Raw genomic sequence first — 20653 nt, forward strand, 5'->3', positions numbered from 1 at the left:
CTAACTGCGGTTGACGGCGTCGCCGACCGCGCGGCGCAGCTCGATAATGCCGCTGTCGAAATGGCGGGTCGGATGAACGCGATTTGTCAGCAATGTCCATGCCCGGCCAGCAGCAAAATCCAGCCAAAGGCCAGTGCCGGTAAAGCCGGTATGCCCGATGGTTTCATCGCTGCAATGCTGGCCGCCGGACCAGCCATCATAGGGGCGTTCCCATCCGTGCGTCCGGCGCGCCGATAAGGGTGTCCGCATCAAGGCAATGGCGTTTGCTGACGCGCCTGTGCTGTCTAGCAGGCCTTGAGCAAAGTCCAGAACCGAGGCGGCTGTGCCAAACAGCCCGGCGTGGCCCGAACCGTGCAGCGCCGAACAATTGTCGTCATGCACTTCGCCGCATAAAACGCGATTGCGCCACATACAATCTTCGGTGGCTGCGCAATTTTGTGGGTCCACCGACCAGCCAAATCCAGGGCCGGGGTCAAGTTCGCGTATGGTTTTTTTGGCCAAGCGCTCGAGTGCGAACCCCAACAGAATGAAATTGATGTCGGAATAAACCGACGGTCCGGCACGCCATTCGCGTTGTAAAATGAAGGCACGCAACAGGTCGGGATCACGCCCATAGGTATAAATCGGCTCGACCGCCGGAAACGGCGTTTGGTGGCCCAGGCATTGGCGGAACGTGATCTTGCGCTCCCAGGCGTCGGGATTGTACTGGCGAAAGTCCGGCAGTACGGTCGTGAGCGGCGCGTCAAGGTCAATAGTACCCGCATCGGCCAGGGACAGAATGCGCGAGGTGGTGAATATGGTCTTGGTCAGCGATGCCAGATCGAACCATGTATTTTCCGTCATCGGGCGAACGACTGGCGTTGTCTGGGCCTGCCCCAAATGGCGAACTGTGCGAGCGCCGTCGCGGTCGACCATCCCGAGCACGGCCCCCGGAATCCGACCCGCCTCAATGGCTGCGGCAACGGGCACAAAAGCGGCTTCAAACTTGGCAGTCATTGATGGTCCCGATAGAGATGGCAGGCGACCTGGCCCGCTGTTGTTGATCCCGCCGGGCGCTCCAGAACCGGGCGCACGGAATGGCAAATGTCCATCACTTTTGGGCAGCGGGTGTGAAAGGCGCAACCCATTGGCGGGTTGGTTGGATCGGGCAATTCCCCTTGTAGCACAACCCGTTTCTGGCGGGCCACGCCGGGGCGTGGGATCGCAGACAGCAGGGCCAGCGTATAGGGGTGTCGTGGCTCGTTCATGATCGCTTCGGTGGGGCCGATTTCAACAATCCGGCCCAGATACATCACCGCAATCCGATCACTGACGTGGCGAATGACCGACAAGTCATGGCTGATGAAGAGAATCGACAGATTGAGGCGCTTCTGCAATTGGGCGATCAGATTGATGATCTGGCTCTGGATGGACACGTCCAGCGCCGAAACAGCTTCGTCGGCCACCAGAAGTTTTGGATCGAGGGCCAACGCGCGCGCAATGGCAATGCGTTGGCGTTGGCCACCGGAGAATTCATGCGGATAGCGCCTGCCAGCATCGGGCGGCAGTCCAACCAAATCCAGCAATTCGCGGACCCGATCATTTTGCGACGCCCCGTCCCCAATGCCGTGCACCACCAGCGGTTCGCCAATGATATAGCCAACGCTGTGGCGCGGGTTGAGGGAGCCGAAGGGGTCTTGAAAGATCACCTGCAGATCGCGCCGGATCGCCTTCATCTGGTGGCGATCAAGTCCCGTCAGGTCCTTGCCGTCAAACAGGATTTGCCCCCCGCTAGGTTCTACCAGTCGCAAGAGCGTCCGGCCGAGCGTGGATTTGCCACAACCCGATTCACCGACAACGCCGAGCACCTCGCCCGCCTCGATATCAAGAGAAACATCGGACACCGCCTGCACCACCGCGCCCTTGGCGCCGGGATAAGTCGTGGACAGGTGGTTGAGTTCAAGCAGGCTCATGCGGCAGGGTCCCAGCAACGGATCAGATGGGCATCGCCGACAAGTTCAGGCATGGTTTGCGGGCAGGCATCAACCATGGCATGGCAGCGAGGATGAAAGGTGCAACCGCTGGGGCGCTGCCCGGGAGGCGGCACCGTTCCGGGAATTGCAGGCAGTTCGGTTCCGGGGATGTTTGAGGCTGGAATAGTGCGCAGCAAGGCTTCGGTGTAGCGATGGCGAGGGCGGGCAAAAAGCTCGTCAGCTGCCGCCTGTTCAACAATGCGCCCCCCATACATGACGGCGACCCGGTCGCAATATTGGGAGACAACGCCCAGATCATGTGTGATCAGCAAAACGGCCATGCCGGTTTCGCGCCGCAAATCATCGAGAAGATCGAGAATTTGGGCCTGCACGGTTACATCGAGCGCGGTGGTCGGCTCATCGGCAACGAGTAGTTTGGGGTCGCAGGCCAAGGCCATGGCGATCATCACCCGCTGACGTTGGCCGCCTGACATTTGATGCGGATAACGGATGAGCGCTGTTTCGGGCGTCGGGATACCCACCCGCCCCAGTAGTTCAAGCGCCCGGGCCATTGCCGCTTCCTGGGAGACGTCGCGGTGCAGAGTGACCACCTCGGCGATCTGGTCGCCGACAGTGAAAACAGGATTGAGCGAGGTCATCGGCTCCTGAAAGATCATGGCCACCTGCTCGCCGCGCAGCGCTTCGAGCGCGCGATCATCAAGTTTGAGCACATCGGCGCCGTCAAAGTTGATTTCACCCCTGTCGATGTGCATCGGCGGCTCGGCCAACAGGCGCATGATGGAAAGCGCGGTAACGGACTTTCCGCAGCCCGATTCCCCGACCAGTCCCAGCATTTCGCCAGCGGCAATATCGAAGGAGACCCCCTCGATGACCGGACGGGACCCGACCGAGATGTGCAAATCCTTGATGCTCAGCAGCGCCGGGTCGGGCATTTCGGCTCCAGATAGCTGTCTTGGACGGCCCTTCGCCTTTGGCGTGGCGGGACCAATGGTGTTGTCATCATGCAGAATTAGTACGTTTGGGCAGGCAAAGTCCATACTGGTCTTATATTGGCCTGCAAATTTGCCGACGATGGCCAAACGGGGAACAGATCACGCGGACGCCTCAGCGCCTCAAATTTTGTAGAAGGTGCGCCAAGTGCTTGCACATATTGGGCCAGTGACATAGCGTAGATGCCACAAGGATTGGTCTTAGATTGGCCTGCTTGCGCAATCAAATCGCCGCATGCCAGCAAACCTGAAGTTCTGGAGGAAACATGTCACTCAAAAAACTCAGCGCCGCACTGCTCGCGACCAGCATTCTGGTTAGCTCTGCCTCAGCCGCCACGCTCAATATCGCGATCGATTCATCCCCTGCGGGGCTCGATCCGCATCTGATCACGGCGTTCAACTCGGTGGTCATTGTTCAGGACAATATCTATGAGGGCCTGACGGCCATCGACAAAGATCAGGCCGTGGTGCCGGGTCTTGCCGAGTCGTGGGACATTTCTGACGATGGGCTGACTTATACGTTCAAGCTGCGGTCCGGCGTGACCTTCCATGACGGATCGGCCATGGATGCCGAGGATGTCGCCGCCTCGATCCGGCGGGTGCAGTCCGAAACCGTGGCATCGCCGCTCGCCAGCCGCGTAAGCCCGATCGTCGATATCAAGATCATTGACCCCACCACCGTTGCGCTGGTGCTTGATGCGCCATTTGCGCCGATCCTGTCCTCGCTGGCTGGCATCGCCATTGTTCCCGCCGAGATGGAAACAGACGTGGATGCCCTTCAGCAGACTCCCGACGGCACTGGGCCGTTCAAATTCGCTGAATGGCAGCCGAACGGCTTTATCAGCCTCGACAAAAACGAGGCATACTATCGCGAAGGCGAGCCGAAACTGGACGAAGTTGTGTTCAATTTCGTGCCGGAGGCGGCAACCCGTCAGGTCGGCATTACCAGCGGTGAATATGATCTTTTGCCTGGCATTGATCCGGCCACAGCGCTGCAGCTGCAGGGGCAAGCGGGGGTGACGGTTCAGCAAACGCGAGACCTGTCCTATACGCTTTTGGGCATGAATGTCAGCCGCCCGCCCTTTGACAAACCAGAGGTGCGCGAAGCCATCAACATGCTGCTAAACCGGCAGGAAATCATTGATGGAGCCCTGTTTGGTTCGGGCGTTCCGGCTGGGCCGCTGTCGCCTGCCCTAACCGAATGGGCGCTCGATCCGGGCACCTTTGGTTGCTACACCACCAATGTTGACGGGGCCAAGGCCCTGCTTGAGGAAGCAGGCGTCACAACACCAATCAAACTGACAATGAATGTGTTGCCGCGTCAGGATACACGCGACATCGCGCAGGTTATCCAGCAGGAATTGGCTGCCGGCGGCGTTGAGGTTGAACTGATCAATCAGGAAATCGGACAGTTCGTTCAGGACTGGCGCAATTCCAACTTTGACATGTTCGTATCGGCCAATGGCGGCAGCCCAGATCCTGATGGTTATTTCTATCGCACCTTCATCGGTGGCGGTTCGACTAATGTGTTCAAATATGACGACGCCGAAGTAGATAGCTGGCTCAATGAGGGTCGCGTTGAAACCGATCAGGCCGCCCGCAAGGCTATCTATGACAAACTGCAGACCAAACTGGCCTGCGAGGGTCCGGTTGCTCATATCGCCTATGGCACGCTCAACACAGCCGTCAGCGACAAGGTCAAAGGATTTGAAATCTACGCCAATGGCCGCTTGACCAGCCTCGTCAATGTAACTGTCGACGAATAATTGTTGCCGGTGCGTCGCCTATGGTGACGCACCGTATTTCCTGCGGTTCACCCCGCCCGTCTTGCGGATAGATCCATGTCCCAGCGCTATTTGCTGAGCCGCTTCATTGACCTGCTGGTCGTGCTGTTTGGCGTATCAATCATTGTATTCCTGATGATCCGCCTGATCCCCGGCGATGCCGTGGCGATCATGCTGGGCGCCAATACTGAAATCACGCCCGATCGCATTGCCGAACTCAAGTCACGTATCGGGTTGGACCAGCCGATGGTGATCCAGTACGGTCGCTGGATCTGGGGCGCCGTTCAAGGAGACCTGGGCACCTCGATCTGGACGGGACGGCCAGTTTTGCAGGAGATTGGCGCCAATATCTGGCCAACGGTTGAGCTGACCCTGTTGTCAGTGCTGGTTGGGGCGGGACTGTCCATTCCGCTGGGCGCTTTTATGGCCGAAGCGCGAGGCAAGGGCGCGGAAGTCGCTGTGCGGATTGGTGCGATTGCAGGGCTGACCATTCCCTCGTTCTGGCTGGGGATCGTGTCGATCTTCTTTGTGGCCAAGTTTCTGCCCGGCGTTCAGGCGCTCGGCTATGTTCCATTTACGGAAGACCCGTTGGGCAATCTGCAACGCATGATCCTGCCCGTCATTGCCCTGTCGCTGCCAATGCTGGCCAACCTGTCGCGGCTGGTGCGCTCGGCAATGCTGGATGCATTGAGTCAGGATTACATCCGAACGGCCAAGGCCAAGGGCGCGAACCGGCGGCGCATCATTTATAAGCATGCCCTGCGCAATGCGCTCATTCCCTTCATCACCAGTGTCGGGGTTTCGGCGGGTTATCTGTTGGGCGGTGCCATCGTCATCGAGCAGGTCTTTGCCATTCCCGGTCTCGGAAGGCTGGTGCTGGGGGCCATTGCGGAGCGGAATTATCCTTTGGTACAAGCCACTATTCTAGTGATGACCACGGCGTTTGTGCTAGTCAATTTTCTCGTCGACATGCTCTATGCCGTGATTGACCCACGGGTGTCGCGTTGATCAATTTTGCGCGCCAGAACAAACTCTTGAGCTTTGCCGTCATCTTTGTCGCCCTGCAGGTCTTGTTGGCGCTGTTCGCGCCGGTTTTGGGGCTGCAAGACCCCTATGCCCAGATCATGGTGCAACGGCTCAAGGGCCCGAACGTTGCTAACTGGCTGGGCACTGACCAATTGGGCCGCGATATTCTTTCGCGCATTATTTATGGCTACCGCACCTCGCTCCTCACTTGCGTGACGGCAGTCGTGCTTTCGCTGCTGGCCGGGGGCACGCTGGGGATGCTGGCCGCCTATTATCGCGGCTGGTTTGACCGGATCGTCATGCGGCTCATGGACGTTTTGTTTGCCTTTCCCATACTGCTGCTGGCCATCGCCGTGATTGCGGTGCTGGGCCCCAGCATTTGGGGCGCCGCTATTGCCATTGCCATTGTTTACACGCCGATATTTGCCCGATTGCTGCGCGGCCCGGCGCTGGTGATCTGCGAAAGCGAATATGTCACGGGGGCCAAGGCGATCGGCGCAGGCGACATGCGGATCATTTTTTTGCACCTGTTACCCAATCTGGCTTCTGTGGTGCTGGTGCAAACAAGCCTTTTGCTGTCGGCTGCCATTCTGGTGGAAGCCTCCCTGTCGTTTCTGGGTCTGGGGGCACAACCACCGACGCCGTCGCTGGGCTTGATGCTTTCGGAAGGGCGCAATTTTCTGTTGCTGGCGCCGTGGCCGGCGATATTTGCAGGTTTCGCCATCCTATTTTTGTCATTTGGTTTCAATCTTTTAGGCGATGCGCTTCGCGACACGCTTGACCCGCGATTGCGCAAAGAGAGCTAAATCATGTCGGGCACAGCGCTCGCCGTTTTTGCCGAGCGATTTCCAATCGCGGGTGGATTCACCATCTCCCGCGGCAGCAAGACCGAAGCCGAAGTGGTGACGGTTCAACTATCCCAGGATGGCAAAACCGGTTGGGGCGAATGTGTCCCTTATGCCCGATATGGGGAGCGCATTGATCAGACCATCGGGGCTATTACTGCGCTCGAAATGGAAATTGCCGGAGGACTGACACGGCTGCAACTGCAATCGAGATTGCCACCGGGCGCGGCGCGCAATGGGCTCGATTGTGCCATGTGGGACCTTGAAGCCAAACTGGCAGGTCGCAGCGTTGCGGATCTCTTGGGACGTTCCACTCCGGCTGAAATCGTCACCGCTTTTACGATCAGCCTTGATACGCCCCAACGCATGGCAGCGGCGGCAGCCAAAGCTGAACAATGGTCGCTGCTCAAGCTCAAACTGGGCGGTGAAGGCGATATCGAACGGCTTATGGCGGTTCGTCGCGCCGTGCCAAACAAGCGGATAATCGTTGACGCCAACGAGGCATGGTCCGCGCATAATCTGCCTGAAAATCTCGACGCCTGCCAGCGCACCAGGATCGAACTCGTAGAACAGCCTCTGCCTGCCGATCAGGATCAGATACTGGCTGATATTGTTTCGCCGGTGGCAATCTGCGCCGATGAAAGCGCCCATGTCGGATCGGGACTGGCTCGTATCGAGGCGCGTTACCAGGCGATCAATATCAAACTGGACAAGACCGGTGGGCTCACCGAAGCCTTAGCTTTGATGGCAGTGGCGCGGGGCCAGGGCATGAAGGTCATGCTCGGCTGTATGGTATGCACCTCCCTGTCGATAGAACCGCTCACCCTGCTCGCCGCAGATGCCGACTGGTGCGATCTGGATGGGCCGTTCCTTTTGGAACGTGACCGCCCCGGCGGCTTTGATTGCGTTGACGGCAGATTGGTCGTGGATAGTGGCAAATTGTGGGGCATTTCGAGCTAATCTGAGGCCTCGAGGATGCCCTATGAAAGAACATTGCACAGGGGCTTGACCTTCCCACCATTGGAAGCCCCACATTAAGGTCCACACGATATTTTTCTGTTGGGAGCCCGAAATGAGCGAGCACAGCCATTCTCATGACCACCATAATTCAGACCACGGCGACGCCGCCGAAATGGAGCGCGATCCTGTTTGCGGCATGAAGGTCGACCCGACCGCTGGAAAGCCCAGGGTGGAGCATGAGGGCCACACCTATCACTTTTGCTCCAAAGGATGCGCGACCAAATTTGAGGCGGCACCACAGGATTATCTGGGGGAGCGGAAAAAGCCCAAGGCCATGCCAAAGGGCACGCAATACACCTGCCCCATGCATCCCGAAATTATCAAGGATGAGCCGGGCGACTGCCCGATTTGTGGCATGTCGCTGGAACCAATGGGTGTTCCTGCCGAAGACGCCGGGCCAAATCCTGAACTTGTTGATTTTACCCGGCGCTTCTGGATCAGCGCTGCAATGTCCATTCCGCTGTTGATTCTGACGATGGGCCCGATGATCGGCCTGCCGATCCGGCAATGGATCGGCGAGAACACGGCGATTTGGGCGGAGTTTATACTGGCCACGCCCGTCGTTCTGTGGGCGGCGCTACCGTTCTTCAAGCGGGCATGGAATTCAGTGCTCAATCGCAGCCCCAATATGTGGACGCTGATTGGTTTGGGGGTCAGCGCCGCCTATTGTTACAGCGTGGTCGCCACGTTCTTTCCAGGCCTGTTCCCTGATTCATTTCGGGGTCATGGCGGCGCGGTCGGTGTGTACTTTGAAGCGGCCGCGGTGATCGTGGCACTGGTGTTTCTGGGGCAAGTGTTGGAATTACGGGCCCGTGAACGGACCGGTTCAGCAATCCGCGCGCTACTCGATCTGGCCCCCAAGACGGCGCGGCGCATCGGCAAGGACGGGGATGAACAGGATGTGCCGCTGGAGGAAGTCGAAACGGGCGATCGGTTGCGTGTTCGGCCCGGTGACAGTGTGCCGGTCGATGGCACCGTCACCGAGGGACGCTCCTCGATTGATGAATCCATGTTGTCCGGCGAGCCGCTTCCCATTGAAAAAACTGAAGGGGATAAAGTCACGGGCGGGACGCTCAATCAGACTGGATCGCTGATTATCAAAGCGGAAAAAGTGGGGGCGGATACGATGCTGTCCCAGATCGTGGAGATGGTCGCCAAGGCCCAGCGCTCGCGGGCGCCTATTCAGGGGTTAGCCGACCGAGTGGCCTCCTATTTCGTTCCAACCGTGGTTGCCGTCGCCATTATTTCCTTTGTAGTCTGGGCTATTTTTGGGCCGGAACCCGCCATGACCTATGCGATTGTTTCGGCAGTCTCGGTTCTGATCATTGCCTGTCCCTGTGCGCTTGGCCTGGCAACGCCAATGTCGATCATGACCGCGACCGGGCGTGGTGCCCATGCCGGGGTGCTGATCAAGGATGCGGCAGCGCTCGAGCGTTTTGCCAAAGTTGATACGCTGATCGTGGACAAGACCGGCACCTTGACCGAGGGAAAGCCGCAACTGACCGACGTCATTGCTATATCGGGCTTTGAGGAGACTGACATATTGGCGCTGGCAGCCAGTCTGGAGCGCGGTTCCGAGCATCCGCTGGCAGAGGCTATCGTCAATGGCGCCAAGGAGCGCGGTGCGGTTCTGGTCGATGCCGTCGACTTCGATGCGATCACCGGCAAAGGCGTCGTGGGTCGGGTTGAGGGCAAGGCCATTGCTCTGGGCAACAAGGCGATGCTGGCCGAACAGGGTGTATCGAGCGACGCACTGCAGGCCCAGGCAGATCAACTGGCCGAGGATGGCAAGACCGCCATGTTCGTCCTTGTCGAGGGCAAGTTGGCAGGCATTGTTGCGGTTGCGGATAAGATCAAGCCGACGACCGTTGAAGCGATCCGCCAACTGCATGAAACCGGGCTAAAGATCATCATGGCAACCGGGGACAATGAGCGCACGGCGCGTGCAGTCGCGTCCCAACTTGGCATCGATGAAGTGCGGGCTGAGGTTTTGCCCGCCGATAAGCAGAAACTGGTGGAAGAACTTCGGGCCAAGGGTGCCATCGTTGCGATGGCGGGTGACGGGGTCAACGATGCGCCGGCTCTGGCGGCGGCTGATGTCGGGATTGCCATGGGCACCGGCGCCGATGTGGCAGTTGAAAGCGCGGGCATAACATTGCTCAAGGGCGATTTGACCGGGATTGCGCGGGCAAGAACCCTATCGCAGGCGACGATCCGCAACATCAAGGAAAATCTGTTTTTCGCCTTTGTTTACAATATCGTGGGCGTGCCTATTGCAGCAGGGATTCTGTTTCCGATGTTCGGATTATTGTTGTCGCCAATGATTGCGGCGGCGGCGATGAGCCTGAGTTCGGTTTCAGTCATCACCAACGCCTTGCGGCTGCGCAATCTCAAAATTTGAGGGTGCGCAACCGAGGCATTGGCCGTCGCGGCTATTGGGTCGCGGCGGTTGTTAGTTTGTCCAATGCCCCGGTCATGGCGGCAAATGCGTCATCAGCGCCTTCGATGGCGTAGCGGGCCTTGAGGGCGGCGGGGTCTTCGTAGCCGAGTTGAGTGGCATCATTTTCTGACCAGACCAGAACGCGCAAGGGGAGATCCAGACCGGCGCGGCGGTCGGCCTTGATGATCGGGGTGCCGATCTTGGGATTGCCGAAGATGACCAACACTGTGGGGGATAAGTCATCGCCGACGGCTTTGGCGCCTGCGGCATGATCGACTTTAGCGAAAACCGTTGCCCCTGCCCCCTCGACGGCGGCAACCAATTTTTCGACGGTTTCATCGACAGTTGAGGGGCTGGATTTGACGATCCATTCCTGGGCGAAGGCTGGGGAAGCCAGCATCAACAGGACTGTTATGCTGGTGATCAAGAATTTCATGACGCATTTCTCCGGCTTTGAAACCAATAGTGGCGAGTAGGAACCCTGCGGGAAGCCGAGGGTTCAATCACCATGGCGTGATGGGGCGATCAGCCAGCCCGAACTGCCCGGGGAAAACGTGCGAATGCAGCGATGGTTACGAGGGCGATGAGGCTGCTGGCGAGGGCGAAATAGAGGGCGGCGGTGAAACTGCCTGTGGCGTCAAAACTGGTGCCGGCCAGCCACGGAGAGAGTAACCCCGCGACCCCCCAAGCGGTAAAAACAAGTGCAAATGTGTGACCAAATGTTAGCGTTGAGGTCAACGCACGCGTCAAAACCGGCATGGCCGAGGCCATCAGCCCATAGCTGAGTGCAACCAGGGTCAGTCCGATGCCACCGGCATAGACGTTGGGCGAGATGATCAAGGTCAAAAGACCAATGGCGGCCAAGATGGGTGAGAGGCCCGCGATGATGATCGGGGGCAGCCACTGACCCAATAGGCTGACCGAGAGCCGCCCACCAGTATTGCCCAAGGCAATTACGGCCAGCACGGTCGCCGAGAGTGCGGTTGCGGCGCCGCGATCCTCGATAATGGCAGATGCCAGCCCCAGAACCATCAAGCCGGTGCCTGAGCCGAAGGCGAAGATCGTCCAGAGCAAGGCGACATGCCCTGCGCGCGGCGGGGCGATGATGGGTGCGGTGTCGCGGTTGGTGGCGGTGGATGCTGCCTGCTCATGGGCTGGAAATGCAAAGACAAGAGCGGCGGCGACAATAAGGGCCAACGCCACGGGCAAAAGCGCGGCCAGTTGCCAATTGAGGGCAACCAGCGCACGAATGGTGGGGCCAAAGACGACGCCACCAAGGCCAAAGGCGGCGACCATCAGCGGGGTGAGAACGGCCGGAGCCGACGATTTGGCGGCCAGCTCGACCGTTTGAATATAGATGATGCCGCTCATAGCGCCGAAACCGAGGCTATAGAACAAGAGGAACAGGTCAAAGCCTGGTGCAACCGTCGCCAGGACCAGCGAGATTGCTGCCAAAACGCCGGCGGCCGCTGCGGCGCGTGAACTTTTCATCGGCGCGGGCAAATATGGGAATAGCAGCACGGCCAGCGAAAAAGCGACGATGGCGAACGAGAAAACCTGCCCGGCCTGCTGCACGCCAACATCATAGCGCACGAGCAACGCCGGGATCATCGAACTCCACGCATATAGGCTACCGGCGGCAAAGCACAGGAGTGCGGCGGCCAGCATGGGCAGCCTGGCTTTTGCGGGTTTTGAGGTCACGGCGCAATCCGATTGGGGCCGCACAATTCGACGGCGATATAAGACTTGTATGAACAAATTAAATAAGTCAATAATGTATCACAGCACCATGACGGGACGACGAACAAAGGCAAAAGCCAGTTCGGATGGGAGGATAATGTTGGAGATGGCGGCCGTTACGGGCAGCGCACAAACGCGGTTCAGTCGTCGCACCGATGGTTCCTCATTTCGAGATTGGGCCAGCGAAGCCTTTGAGGCTGCGCTGTTAATGGCAACGCTGGATCGGGCGGACGTTGATACGCTGATTGTTGCCTCTGAAAGTGATTTTTTCACGCTGCAGCTCAATCCGGCAGCAATTCTTGCTGGCGATCTGGGACTTGTCGGCGTTGCGACGATGCGCGTAGAGGGCGGAGGTGCTTCGGGGCAGTTAGCCGTGCACGCGGCAGCCCAAGCCATCGCCTCGGGCCAGGCTCGCCATGTTGCCGTCATTGGGGTTGACCCTTCGGCCTCCCAGCTTCCGGCGGCAACGATCAAACTGCTCTATGGCTATTCGTTCGACGCCTGGACGGACGGCATGACCGGCACATCGGCAACGGCGCTTTATGCGCTGTCCTATCAGGCATTTGCAGCGCGGATCGGGCTACCGGATAAGTGCCTTGACCAAATTGCGCTGCAGAACCGGGCCAATGCAATGCTCAATCCCAATGCGCACTTGCCGCGCCAGCACAAAATGGCAGAAATCGCGGACTCGCCGCTGATCGCCTCGCCTTATCGTCGATTGCACTGTTCCCCCCTCAGCGATGGGGCTGCCGCGATCATTCTGTCGCATCCCGATGCCCTGCCCGGTGCCAGGGGCAGCGCGCCCCGCATCACGGGAATTGGCGCCGCATCCGACCACGCCCAACTGGGAGCGCGTCAAGATACGGGTACCTTTACCGCCAAACGCAAGGCAATGCAGCGGGCCTGCCAACAGGCAGGAATTGGTCCAGCCGATATTGATGTTGCCGAGGTTTACGATGCCTATGCGGGGGCACAGTTGCAGGCGCTAAACGTCTTGGGATTGAGCGAGACGCTACAAGCCGATCTCGATGCCCAGCATTTTGCGCCCGAGGGCCGTTTGCCGATCAACCTTTCGGGGGGGCTGCTGGGGCAAGGTGCGCCGGTGGGGGCGACCGGGGTTGCGCAAACGGCGACCTGTGCGCTGTTGCTCGAGGGACGGTATCATCCGGAACTGCAACCGAAGCGGCCTTTGCGCCACGCGCTGGCCGACACTCATGGCGGGGTGTGCACCACAGCGGCTGTGACGCTGCTGAGTCAGGCGGACGCAAAATGATTTCATATGAACTCGCCCTGCCCTATTCGCTGGAACCGGGATGGCTGGCGCCCTACGTCGAAGCCTTGCAAAAAGGCCGGGCGATGGGTCGGAGCTGTTCAAAATGCGGCTCCGTCAGTTTTCCGCCGCAACGCCGCTGCCAATGCGGGAGTGGTGAGGCACAATGGGTCAGGCTTTCGGGAAAAGCATCGGTATTGCTGCGCACACATGGCAGCGACGGCACCTTTGGGTTGGTTCAATTCGAGGGAGCGACCAACAAGGCGGTGACGCGGCTTGAGGGCTTTGCGTCCGAAATAACCGACGGCCACCTGATTGCCCCACCCAGCGACGTCCCTGCGCTTATTCTTGCTCCATCCAAATCAAGGTCCACACCGTGAACCCTTTCGCCAGCCTGACCGACGCGACCCTCGACAAGCTCAATCTGCGCCGTGATGGAGACGCGCTGCGCATTGTCTGGCCTGCCGACACCAATATCTACCACATGACGTTGGGTCGGCATCTTGCGCCGGAAATGCGCGACCGGACTGCGATCATATTTGAGGACGCCGAAGGCAAGGTCAGCACGCAGAGTTTTGCCGACGTTGAGCGCGCCGCCAGTGGGCTGGCAGCCCGGCTGGAAGGCCTGGGGTATGGGCGCGGCGATCTCGTTGCGATCCACACTGGCCAACATCCCGATACGGCAATTGCGCATATGGCCATTTGCAAGCTGGGTGGCACCGCCGTGACATTGTCGCAGCTTTACGGTCCCGAAACGCTGGCGCACGCCCTGGCAGATTGCGGCGCAAAGGTCGTTTTGACCGATGAGGCGGCGTGGCGCCCGTTGCGCGACGAGGCGCCGACACTGTTCCCCAGCCTTGCCCATGTCTTTTTGCGCCAACCCCAAGCGGGTGAACTTGATCTTGGCGAAGCGTTTGGCACCGATATTGCGGACTTTGTGCCCGAATATGGTGGGGCCGACGATCCGGCGCTCTTGATGTACACTTCGGGCTCGACCGGAAAACCCAAGGGCATACTGCACGGCCATAGAGTGCTGGCTTCATACACACCTTCGATCAGTCTGTTTTTCAATCTGACCATGGACGAGCCGGACGCCGTTTTCTGGTCGCCGTCGGACTGGGCCTGGGTTGGTGGGCTGCTCGACATGTTGTTTCCAGCCTGGATGGCGGGTCGCCCCATCGCCACGTCGATGGATCGGTTCAAGGCAGAATGGGCCTATGGGTTCATGGCAAGGCATATGGTGACACATACTTTTCTGGCACCCACAGCAATCAAGCGGCTGGCGCAAACCGCCGAGCCGCGACAGGATCATGATCTTGCGCTGCGCGTGATCTGCACCGGCGGAGAGGCATTGGCGGCAGAAACACTGGAGTGGGCCGAAAAACGCCTTGGCGTTGTCTGCAACGAATTTTACGGCATGACCGAAGTCAATCATCTGATCGGCAATTGCGCAGCGCTTTATCCACGCAAGCCCGGATCAATGGGCCGGGCCTATCCGGGCCATGTGGTTCGGCTGGTGGATGCTGACGGCAAGGATGTGCCCGAGGGCGAGGCAGGCGAAATCGTTACCCCGATGACAGCGCCCACCCGGTTCCTTGGGTATCTCAACAATCCGGGCAAGGAAAAGGAAATGCAGTTGGGCGACAGCCTGCGCACCTTTGATCTGGCAGTGCGCGATGCTGATGGCTATTTCTGGTACAAGGGGCGCTCGGACGATCTGATAAAATCCTCCGGCTTCCGCATTGGCCCTGCCGAAATCGAGGACTGTCTCTTGGCCCATCCGGCGGTTGCCGAAACAGCGGTCGTGGGCAAGCCCGATGCTGATCGCGGCACTATCGTCAAAGCATTTATCAAGGTTCGACAGGGATTTACGGCGGATTCTGAACTATCTGATTCATTGACCCAACATGTGCGCCAGCGTCTGGCGGGCTATAAGGCACCGCGCGAGATAGAGTTTGTCGACGACTTTGTCATGACCTCGTCAGGCAAGATCAACCGGCGCGCCTTGCGCGATGCTGAAAAAACCAAGGCGCGGGGGAACGCATGATGAACCAGATTCCACTGACCCCGTATGTTGCCGAATTCATTGCCAAAGAGCAGCCCCTGCGCATTGGCGGCAAGTTGCTGGAGAGTGCGGCGTCGCTTGAAATTATCAATCCGTCGACCGGGGGCAAGCTGGCGCAGGTTGCGCGGGCGGGAAAGGTCGAAATTGATCTGGCGGTTGCGGCGGCGAAGGATGCGTTCGAGAACGGGGCCTGGACCCGGATGCTGCCCAATGAACGCAGCCGCATATTGTGGCGGCTGGCCGATCTGATCGAGGCGCGGGCCGACATATTCGGACAGTTGGATGCGCTTGATAATGGCAAGCCATTTCACGTGGCGCGGGATGTAGATGCGCATTGGTCGGCGCGGCATTTCCGTTATTTTGCCGGATGGGCCGACAAGATCGAGGGGGCGACCATCCCGGTGGGCACACCTGACCGCCTGACCTATACCAAGGCCGAACCGCTGGGTGTTTGCGGGCTGATAACGCCCTGGAATTACCCGTTGCTGATGGCGGCGTGGAAATTGGCACCGGCACTGGCGGCGGGCAATACCATCGTGCTCAAACCGTCCGAGGAAACGCCGCTGTCGGCGCTTTATCTGGCGGATCTGGCGCTGGAAGCTGGATTGCCGCCGGGGGTTCTCAATGTTGTGCCGGGTTATGGGCATGATGCAGGGGCGGCGCTAGCGGCGCATCCAGACGTGGCAAAAGTCGGCTTTACCGGCAGCACGGCGACAGGTCGGCGGATCGTTGAGGCTTCGGCTGGTAATCTCAAGAAGGTTTCGCTCGAACTGGGCGGCAAAGCCGCCAACATCATTTTTGATGATGCCGATCTCGACAAGGCCATCGCGGGGGCTTTCTGGGCCAATTTTGGCAATAACGGGCAGAGCTGTACCGCCGGATCGCGCCTTTACGTGCACAAGAGCATTCATGACAAAGTGTTGGATGCATTGGCGAAAATTGCACCAACAGTGTCGGTTGGTCCGGGACTGGATGATCCTGCCCATGATCTGGGGCCGGTGATCAGCAAGACCCAACTTGGCAAGGTCCTGGGGTTTCTTGATGGTGGCGAAGGCACTGTAGTAACCGGCGGAGCGCGGATGGACCGCGAGGGCTGGTTCGTGCCGCCAACGATCATTGCCGACTTGACCGACGATATGCGGCTGGTGCGCGAGGAAGTGTTCGGGCCGGTTCTGGCGGTGTTGCCCTTTGAGGACGACAGTGAGGTTCTGGGCCGCGCCAACGCCAGTCAATATGGCCTGGCGGCGGGGCTTTGGTCGCGGGACGTAAGCCGGGTTCGTCAATTTGCCGACAAGTTGCAGGCAGGTACTGTGTGGGTCAATTGTTGGGGCGACACCGATGCGGCGGCGCCGTTTGGCGGAGTCAAACAATCCGGCTATGGCCGCGAAATGGGGCGGGAAGCAATCTCACTCTACACGCAGACAAAATGTGTTTGGATCAATTGATGAGGGCGAGCGTGACTGAGCTCAGCGACATACCGAAATATGAGCAGGCTTACCGTGTCATTCTGGATCGGCTGAAGGCGGGGCGCTATCCGATTGGCGGGCGCATGCCGACCGAAGGCGAGTTGAGCGAACATTTCAAGGTCAGCCGGGTCACCATTCGGCGGGCGCTCGATATGCTGGTGCAGGATGGCTACGTGGAAAGTCGGCAGGGAAGCGGTTATCGCGTCATTACGCTGTCGCCAGCGTCGGACACTTGCCTGACCTCGTTCACCGACGCAATGTTACGCGCCGGTTTGGAGCCGACATCGCAGCTATTGTCGCTGACAACCTTCAAGACGGGAGCGCCCGAGTTGGGGCATTTACCAGCCGACATGCAGGCGCGTCCGATCACCCGGGTCAATCGGCTGCGACTGGTGGATGGTAATCCGCGAATGCTGGTGATGTCGCATGCGCCGGCTGAATTGTTGCAAGGGGCGACGGCGGCGGATTTCCCCGAAAGCGGGCCGGCACAGTCGATTTTGCGGATTCTGGCGCAGCGCTTCAAGCTGGAGTGGTCGGCGGCGTGCGAGGATATCAGCCCGGTTGTGGCCGACGCGGAAATGGCGGGGCTGTTTGGTATTGAGGTGGGTAGCCCGATCCTGCGGCAGGCATGCTCGGCGTTCGATGATGACGGTCGCACGGTGTTCCACGAGGACGTTTTCCGCACCGGGACGGTCAGTTTCACGCTGTCCAAGCAAAACCGGCAACCCAACCATTTACCCTAGAGGCACCATGAGCACGTTTCCCAAGCTGACCCAGACGCAAATGGTTGAACGGCTTTCGCCGCCGACGGACAAGGTGCGGGTCATCATTGATAGCGACACGGCCAATGAGATCGACGATCAATATGCGCTGGCCTGGGCTTTGTTGTCGCCGGAGAAATTGAGCGTTGAGGCGGTGACGGCGGAGCCGTTTTCGTTTGCCCACCATTTGCCGGTGTTGCGGGCGGCTGAGGCGGCGATGCTGTCAGGCCAACCCTATCCCGAGCACGTTGTGGGCGGCTTTCAGGGCTGGCTGTCGCGGCTGCACAATCAGGGACGGCGGGTTGCTGATCTCAATCTGGTGGGGCCCGACGAAGGGGTTGAACTGAGCTACAGGGAAATTCTTACGGTCTATGAAAAGCTCGGCATGTCGAGCGAGGGCAAGGTATTTCGTGGCGCGCCGCGCTATATGACAGCGCCGGATGATTGCGTGAAAACCGAAGCTGCCGAAGTCATTGTTGATCTGGCCAAAAGCGGGGACGGTCCGCTTTATGTGGCGGCGATGGGGTGTGTGACCAATGTGGCGGCAGCACTGTTGATGGCGCCCGAAATCGTCAGGGATATCGTCGTGGTCTGGACCTCAGGCTACCCATCAGCCGCGCCTCATTCGAACCGGCCATCGCTTAATCTAGTGCAGGATGTGCATGCGTCGCGGCTGTTGTTTGATAGTGGCGTGCCCCATGTCTATTTGCCAGGCTATCATGTGGGCGCGCAGCTCAAGATTTCGCTGCCTGAGATGGAGCAATTCGTGCGTGGGCGCGGGGCAATGGGGGACTATCTCTATCACCTCTATACCAATAACCCGCTGCACAAGATGTTTGCGCTTGAGGATACGGCGCGGCGAACGTGGGTGATCTGGGATATCATCAATATTGCCTGGCTGATCAACCCCGAATGGGTGCCGACCCATATGACGACCTCACCGATCCTGACTGAGGATCTATACATGCAGCTGGACCCGAGCCGCCACGCCATGGCCGAGGCCCATGACGTGCAGCGGGACGAAATCTTTATTGATTTTTACGACAAGCTGGCCACGCTTAGCTGAAATCGGACGCCCGCAGGTGGTCGCGCATCGGCCTGCGGGTGAGGCATTCCATGCCGGTCCACGAGCCGAATTCGGCCAGAACGGCGGCGACGTCACCGGGCACGAGGACGAAATGATGCTCAAGACCGTGGGCCATGACAGTGGCGACGACGTCTTCGAGCGTTGACAGATCGCCAGCGATTGCAAAATTTTCGAGCCACCCCCGGCAACCGGTAAAGCCGGAGGGATCGCGGCCTGAAACGTGCGCAGTCATGGCGAAGATCGCGCTGGCGTCGCGAGCAATCCGCATAATCGTCACCGGACCATCGCGGAAGACCAGATCGGCTATCGCGCCAAATTGTGGGCCCTCGGGCGTACCGCGGCCGATCATGGGGTGATTGATCCAGCGCGCGCCATCATCGTCGGCAAGATAGAGCGGACCACCGCCGCCATGCCACATCAACAACTGGTTTGCGTCGAGATCGGGTTCGGTCATGTCGAGCAGATAACCAACGCGACCGCTAACCGATTTGGTGACCAACTGGGTAATGGCACCCAAGACGTCGCCTTCAGAGGCGACAGGCAGATTGTCCTTCTCCTCAAGCATGGTGAAGGCCGCGCCCGGATGCATGCCCGGCCTATCTTGCAGAGCGGGCCAGTCACTGACGGTCAACGCGGCATAATCAAACTGTTTGGCGATATCACGCAGGGCGAGCGTGCAGCGGGCGGTCAACGCCATTTGGGTTTTGGAAACACCATCGACCCTGGCAGTCTGGCGAAATTTTTCAACTTCGTTCCAAACGCGCGTCTCGTCCATCGCGTCCATGCGGTCCGTCAGTTCGTGCATGTCGTGATGGGATACTTCCACCCCGAGGCGAGCACGCAGGGCATTGGTGGAAACTTCCATATTGTAAAAGGTCATCGCCAACCCGCCGATGACGCCGATGCGGGCGCCTTCGAGTTCGCAGGCGGCCTTGAGCGCCATCAGTGAGGTGCGCAAACGCTGTTGCAGCGCTGGGCTTTCCGGCGCGCCGTGGTACCATTGCACCGGTTCGCTGCGCAAATCGCGGACCTGTCGCGCAATTGACATCGACATATTGAGCGAAACGAAATTGTTGAGCTGGATATCGCCGGTCCGCGCCGGTTCGGGCACAGACCAGAACCCCGCGCGAACGGGGGCAGCAGCAATGGTGCGGGCCACATCGCCCATGGTGAAGCCACCATGGAGCAGCAGGATGAACTCGGCACCGCCCGACTGGCACTCGGCGAGCGCCCTGCCCGCGCCGGTAGCGTCCATTGGAATTTCGCTGGCAATGACCAACCTGATGCCAAGCGCCGCGCAAAGCGCCTGGAGTGTGTTTTCGGCCCGCGACCACACTGAGTGGTTCTCGGGAAAATAGCTTGGCAGCGATGCGCGGATGAGGCCGATGGTCAATGTTTTGGGCAAAAGTGCCTCCAGAACTAAATGCGCAGATAGCCGCCGTCGACGACAAGCGATGTCCCCATGACATATTTGGCCATATCCGAAGCCAGATAGACACAGGCATCGGCAACTTCGCTGGGCTCGCCCCACCGTCGCGCCGGGATCATATCAAGATATCCCTCGCCCGTCGTGGTGCCGATGACCGGATCGTCTTCAATGTTCATCTGGGTGCGCATGATGCCGGGATTGACATTATTGACCCGGATGCCCATCGGGCCCAGTTCGTCGGCCATCGAATAGGTCAGCAGACGCACAGCGCCCTTGGTCAAATTATAATGGCTGAAGCCGCCAGTACCGCGCATACCGGCGATCGAGCACATATTGATAATGACACCACTTTTGCGTTTGACCATGACCCGAGCGGCAGCTTGCGAGCCAAAATAGACGCTCTTGACGTTCACATCGACCATTTTGTGAAAAACGTCTTCAGTCGCTTCAAGCAGGGGCTGCTTGAGCAGGATGCCGGCATTATTGACCATGATATCGAGCCCGCCCCAGGCCTCGGCTTCCTCGACCAGCGCGGCAAGTTGATCGACCTTGGAGACGTCGCATTTAACGAAGCGGGCATGATCGGCATATTCGGCGTTGATCGTATCAACCACAGATGGACCGCCCTCGCGACCAACCGGATCGAGATCGGCAACGATGACTTTGGCACCTTGACGAACAAAGGTTTCAGCAATGGCGCGACCATTGCCGCTGGCGCCACCGGTAACAATGGCAATCTTGTTCTTGAGCATCGCGTA

18 protein-coding genes are annotated in these 20653 nt (G+C 59.2%); 11 read left to right on the forward strand and 7 right to left on the reverse strand.

All coding sequences use genetic code 11. The features are described 5' to 3' along the window. The 3 genes from PSQ90_RS01990 to PSQ90_RS02000 are packed head-to-tail and all read right to left on the reverse strand — an operon-like array spanning position 1 to position 2905. Positions 1-996, reverse strand: coding sequence for a serine hydrolase domain-containing protein (locus PSQ90_RS01990; protein WP_282211771.1), 996 nt, complete (start codon positions 994-996; stop codon positions 1-3). Then, positions 993-1952, reverse strand: a complete 960-nt coding sequence (locus PSQ90_RS01995; protein WP_282211772.1) for an ABC transporter ATP-binding protein — start codon at positions 1950-1952, stop codon at positions 993-995. The genes PSQ90_RS01990 and PSQ90_RS01995 overlap by 4 nt, the downstream gene beginning before the upstream one ends. Next, a complete protein-coding gene (locus PSQ90_RS02000; protein WP_282211773.1) occupies positions 1949-2905 on the reverse strand; it encodes an ABC transporter ATP-binding protein in 957 nt (318 codons plus the stop codon). Before PSQ90_RS02000 ends, PSQ90_RS01995 begins: the two co-directional genes overlap by 4 nt. Positions 2906-3228: 323 nt before the next feature. On the opposite strand from PSQ90_RS02000, the gene PSQ90_RS02005 reads away from it, so the two are divergent. From PSQ90_RS02005 to PSQ90_RS02025, 5 genes are all read left to right on the forward strand, one after another. After that, positions 3229-4728, forward strand: coding sequence for an ABC transporter substrate-binding protein (locus PSQ90_RS02005; RefSeq protein WP_282211774.1), 1500 nt, complete (start codon positions 3229-3231; stop codon positions 4726-4728). Positions 4729-4803: 75 nt separating this feature from the next. Next, positions 4804-5754 (forward strand): ABC transporter permease, encoded by a 951-nt coding sequence (locus PSQ90_RS02010; protein WP_282211775.1) that lies wholly within the window; start codon positions 4804-4806, stop codon positions 5752-5754. Beyond that, complete coding sequence (locus tag PSQ90_RS02015; protein WP_282211776.1) at positions 5751-6578, forward strand: ABC transporter permease; 828 nt, start codon at positions 5751-5753, stop codon at positions 6576-6578. The genes PSQ90_RS02010 and PSQ90_RS02015 overlap by 4 nt, the downstream gene beginning before the upstream one ends. 3 nt (positions 6579-6581) lie before the next feature. Then, entirely contained in the window at positions 6582-7577 is a 996-nt protein-coding gene (gene dgcA, locus PSQ90_RS02020) for an N-acetyl-D-Glu racemase DgcA (RefSeq protein WP_282211777.1), read from the forward strand. A gap of 112 nt (positions 7578-7689) precedes the next feature. Further along, positions 7690-10038 carry a heavy metal translocating P-type ATPase gene (locus PSQ90_RS02025; protein ID WP_282211778.1) on the forward strand — a complete coding sequence of 783 codons (2349 nt, stop codon included), beginning with the start codon at positions 7690-7692 and terminating at the stop codon, positions 10036-10038. Positions 10039-10069: 31 nt separating this feature from the next. Here PSQ90_RS02025 and PSQ90_RS02030 read toward each other — a convergent pair whose 3' ends face one another. Together PSQ90_RS02030 and PSQ90_RS02035 are read right to left on the reverse strand one after the other, a co-directional pair. After that, positions 10070-10513 carry a DUF302 domain-containing protein gene (locus PSQ90_RS02030; protein WP_282211779.1) on the reverse strand — a complete coding sequence of 148 codons (444 nt, stop codon included), beginning with the start codon at positions 10511-10513 and terminating at the stop codon, positions 10070-10072. 89 nt (positions 10514-10602) lie between these two features. Then, a complete protein-coding gene (locus PSQ90_RS02035; RefSeq protein WP_282211780.1) occupies positions 10603-11778 on the reverse strand; it encodes an MFS transporter in 1176 nt (391 codons plus the stop codon). Between the two features lie 145 nt (positions 11779-11923). Here PSQ90_RS02035 and PSQ90_RS02040 point away from each other — a divergent pair, with 145 nt between their 5' ends. Genes PSQ90_RS02040 through PSQ90_RS02065 form a run of 6 tightly spaced genes read left to right on the forward strand, consistent with a single transcriptional unit; the run spans position 11924 to position 18445 of the window. Continuing rightward, on the forward strand, positions 11924-13090 hold the full coding sequence (locus tag PSQ90_RS02040) for a thiolase family protein (RefSeq protein WP_282211781.1): 1167 nt from the start codon (positions 11924-11926) through the stop codon (positions 13088-13090). Further along, a complete protein-coding gene (locus PSQ90_RS02045; protein ID WP_282211782.1) occupies positions 13087-13467 on the forward strand; it encodes a Zn-ribbon domain-containing OB-fold protein in 381 nt (126 codons plus the stop codon). The genes PSQ90_RS02040 and PSQ90_RS02045 overlap by 4 nt, the downstream gene beginning before the upstream one ends. Beyond that, positions 13464-15134, forward strand: a complete 1671-nt coding sequence (locus PSQ90_RS02050; RefSeq protein WP_282211783.1) for an acyl-CoA synthetase — start codon at positions 13464-13466, stop codon at positions 15132-15134. The genes PSQ90_RS02045 and PSQ90_RS02050 overlap by 4 nt, the downstream gene beginning before the upstream one ends. Beyond that, on the forward strand, positions 15131-16597 hold the full coding sequence (locus PSQ90_RS02055) for an aldehyde dehydrogenase family protein (RefSeq protein ID WP_282211784.1): 1467 nt from the start codon (positions 15131-15133) through the stop codon (positions 16595-16597). The genes PSQ90_RS02050 and PSQ90_RS02055 overlap by 4 nt, the downstream gene beginning before the upstream one ends. Before the next feature lie 11 nt (positions 16598-16608). Then, positions 16609-17361 (forward strand): GntR family transcriptional regulator, encoded by a 753-nt coding sequence (locus tag PSQ90_RS02060; RefSeq protein WP_282211785.1) that lies wholly within the window; start codon positions 16609-16611, stop codon positions 17359-17361. A 7-nt stretch (positions 17362-17368) separates the two neighbouring features. After that, positions 17369-18445 carry a nucleoside hydrolase gene (locus PSQ90_RS02065; RefSeq protein ID WP_282211786.1) on the forward strand — a complete coding sequence of 359 codons (1077 nt, stop codon included), beginning with the start codon at positions 17369-17371 and terminating at the stop codon, positions 18443-18445. On the opposite strand, the gene PSQ90_RS02070 is transcribed toward PSQ90_RS02065, so the two are convergent. Together PSQ90_RS02070 and PSQ90_RS02075 are read right to left on the reverse strand one after the other, a co-directional pair. After that, positions 18438-19871 carry an L-fucose/L-arabinose isomerase family protein gene (locus PSQ90_RS02070; protein ID WP_282211787.1) on the reverse strand — a complete coding sequence of 478 codons (1434 nt, stop codon included), beginning with the start codon at positions 19869-19871 and terminating at the stop codon, positions 18438-18440. The two genes, PSQ90_RS02065 and PSQ90_RS02070, sit on opposite strands and share 8 nt — an antisense overlap. A 14-nt stretch (positions 19872-19885) precedes the next feature. Then, the gene (locus PSQ90_RS02075; protein ID WP_282211788.1) at positions 19886-20647 is read right to left on the reverse strand and encodes an SDR family oxidoreductase; all 762 of its coding nucleotides are present in this window, start codon (positions 20645-20647) and stop codon (positions 19886-19888) included. Positions 20648-20653: the final 6 nt, after the last annotated feature.

The sequence above is a fragment of the Devosia rhodophyticola genome (assembly GCF_028816475.1).
Taxonomy (GTDB): domain Bacteria; phylum Pseudomonadota; class Alphaproteobacteria; order Rhizobiales; family Devosiaceae; genus Devosia; species Devosia rhodophyticola.

Coding starts and splice junctions, on each gene's coding strand:
- PSQ90_RS01990 (WP_282211771.1), bottom strand. CDS start 996: ATGACTGCCAAGTTTGAAGCCGCTTTTGTGCCCGTTGCCGCAGCCATT.
- PSQ90_RS01995 (WP_282211772.1), bottom strand. CDS start 1,952: ATGAGCCTGCTTGAACTCAACCACCTGTCCACGACTTATCCCGGCGCC.
- PSQ90_RS02000 (WP_282211773.1), bottom strand. CDS start 2,905: ATGCCCGACCCGGCGCTGCTGAGCATCAAGGATTTGCACATCTCGGTC.
- PSQ90_RS02005 (WP_282211774.1), top strand. CDS start 3,229: ATGTCACTCAAAAAACTCAGCGCCGCACTGCTCGCGACCAGCATTCTG.
- PSQ90_RS02010 (WP_282211775.1), top strand. CDS start 4,804: ATGTCCCAGCGCTATTTGCTGAGCCGCTTCATTGACCTGCTGGTCGTG.
- dgcA (WP_282211777.1), top strand. CDS start 6,582: ATGTCGGGCACAGCGCTCGCCGTTTTTGCCGAGCGATTTCCAATCGCG.
- PSQ90_RS02025 (WP_282211778.1), top strand. CDS start 7,690: ATGAGCGAGCACAGCCATTCTCATGACCACCATAATTCAGACCACGGC.
- PSQ90_RS02030 (WP_282211779.1), bottom strand. CDS start 10,513: ATGAAATTCTTGATCACCAGCATAACAGTCCTGTTGATGCTGGCTTCC.
- PSQ90_RS02040 (WP_282211781.1), top strand. CDS start 11,924: ATGGCGGCCGTTACGGGCAGCGCACAAACGCGGTTCAGTCGTCGCACC.
- PSQ90_RS02045 (WP_282211782.1), top strand. CDS start 13,087: ATGATTTCATATGAACTCGCCCTGCCCTATTCGCTGGAACCGGGATGG.
- PSQ90_RS02055 (WP_282211784.1), top strand. CDS start 15,131: ATGATGAACCAGATTCCACTGACCCCGTATGTTGCCGAATTCATTGCC.
- PSQ90_RS02065 (WP_282211786.1), top strand. CDS start 17,369: ATGAGCACGTTTCCCAAGCTGACCCAGACGCAAATGGTTGAACGGCTT.
- PSQ90_RS02075 (WP_282211788.1), bottom strand. CDS start 20,647: ATGCTCAAGAACAAGATTGCCATTGTTACCGGTGGCGCCAGCGGCAAT.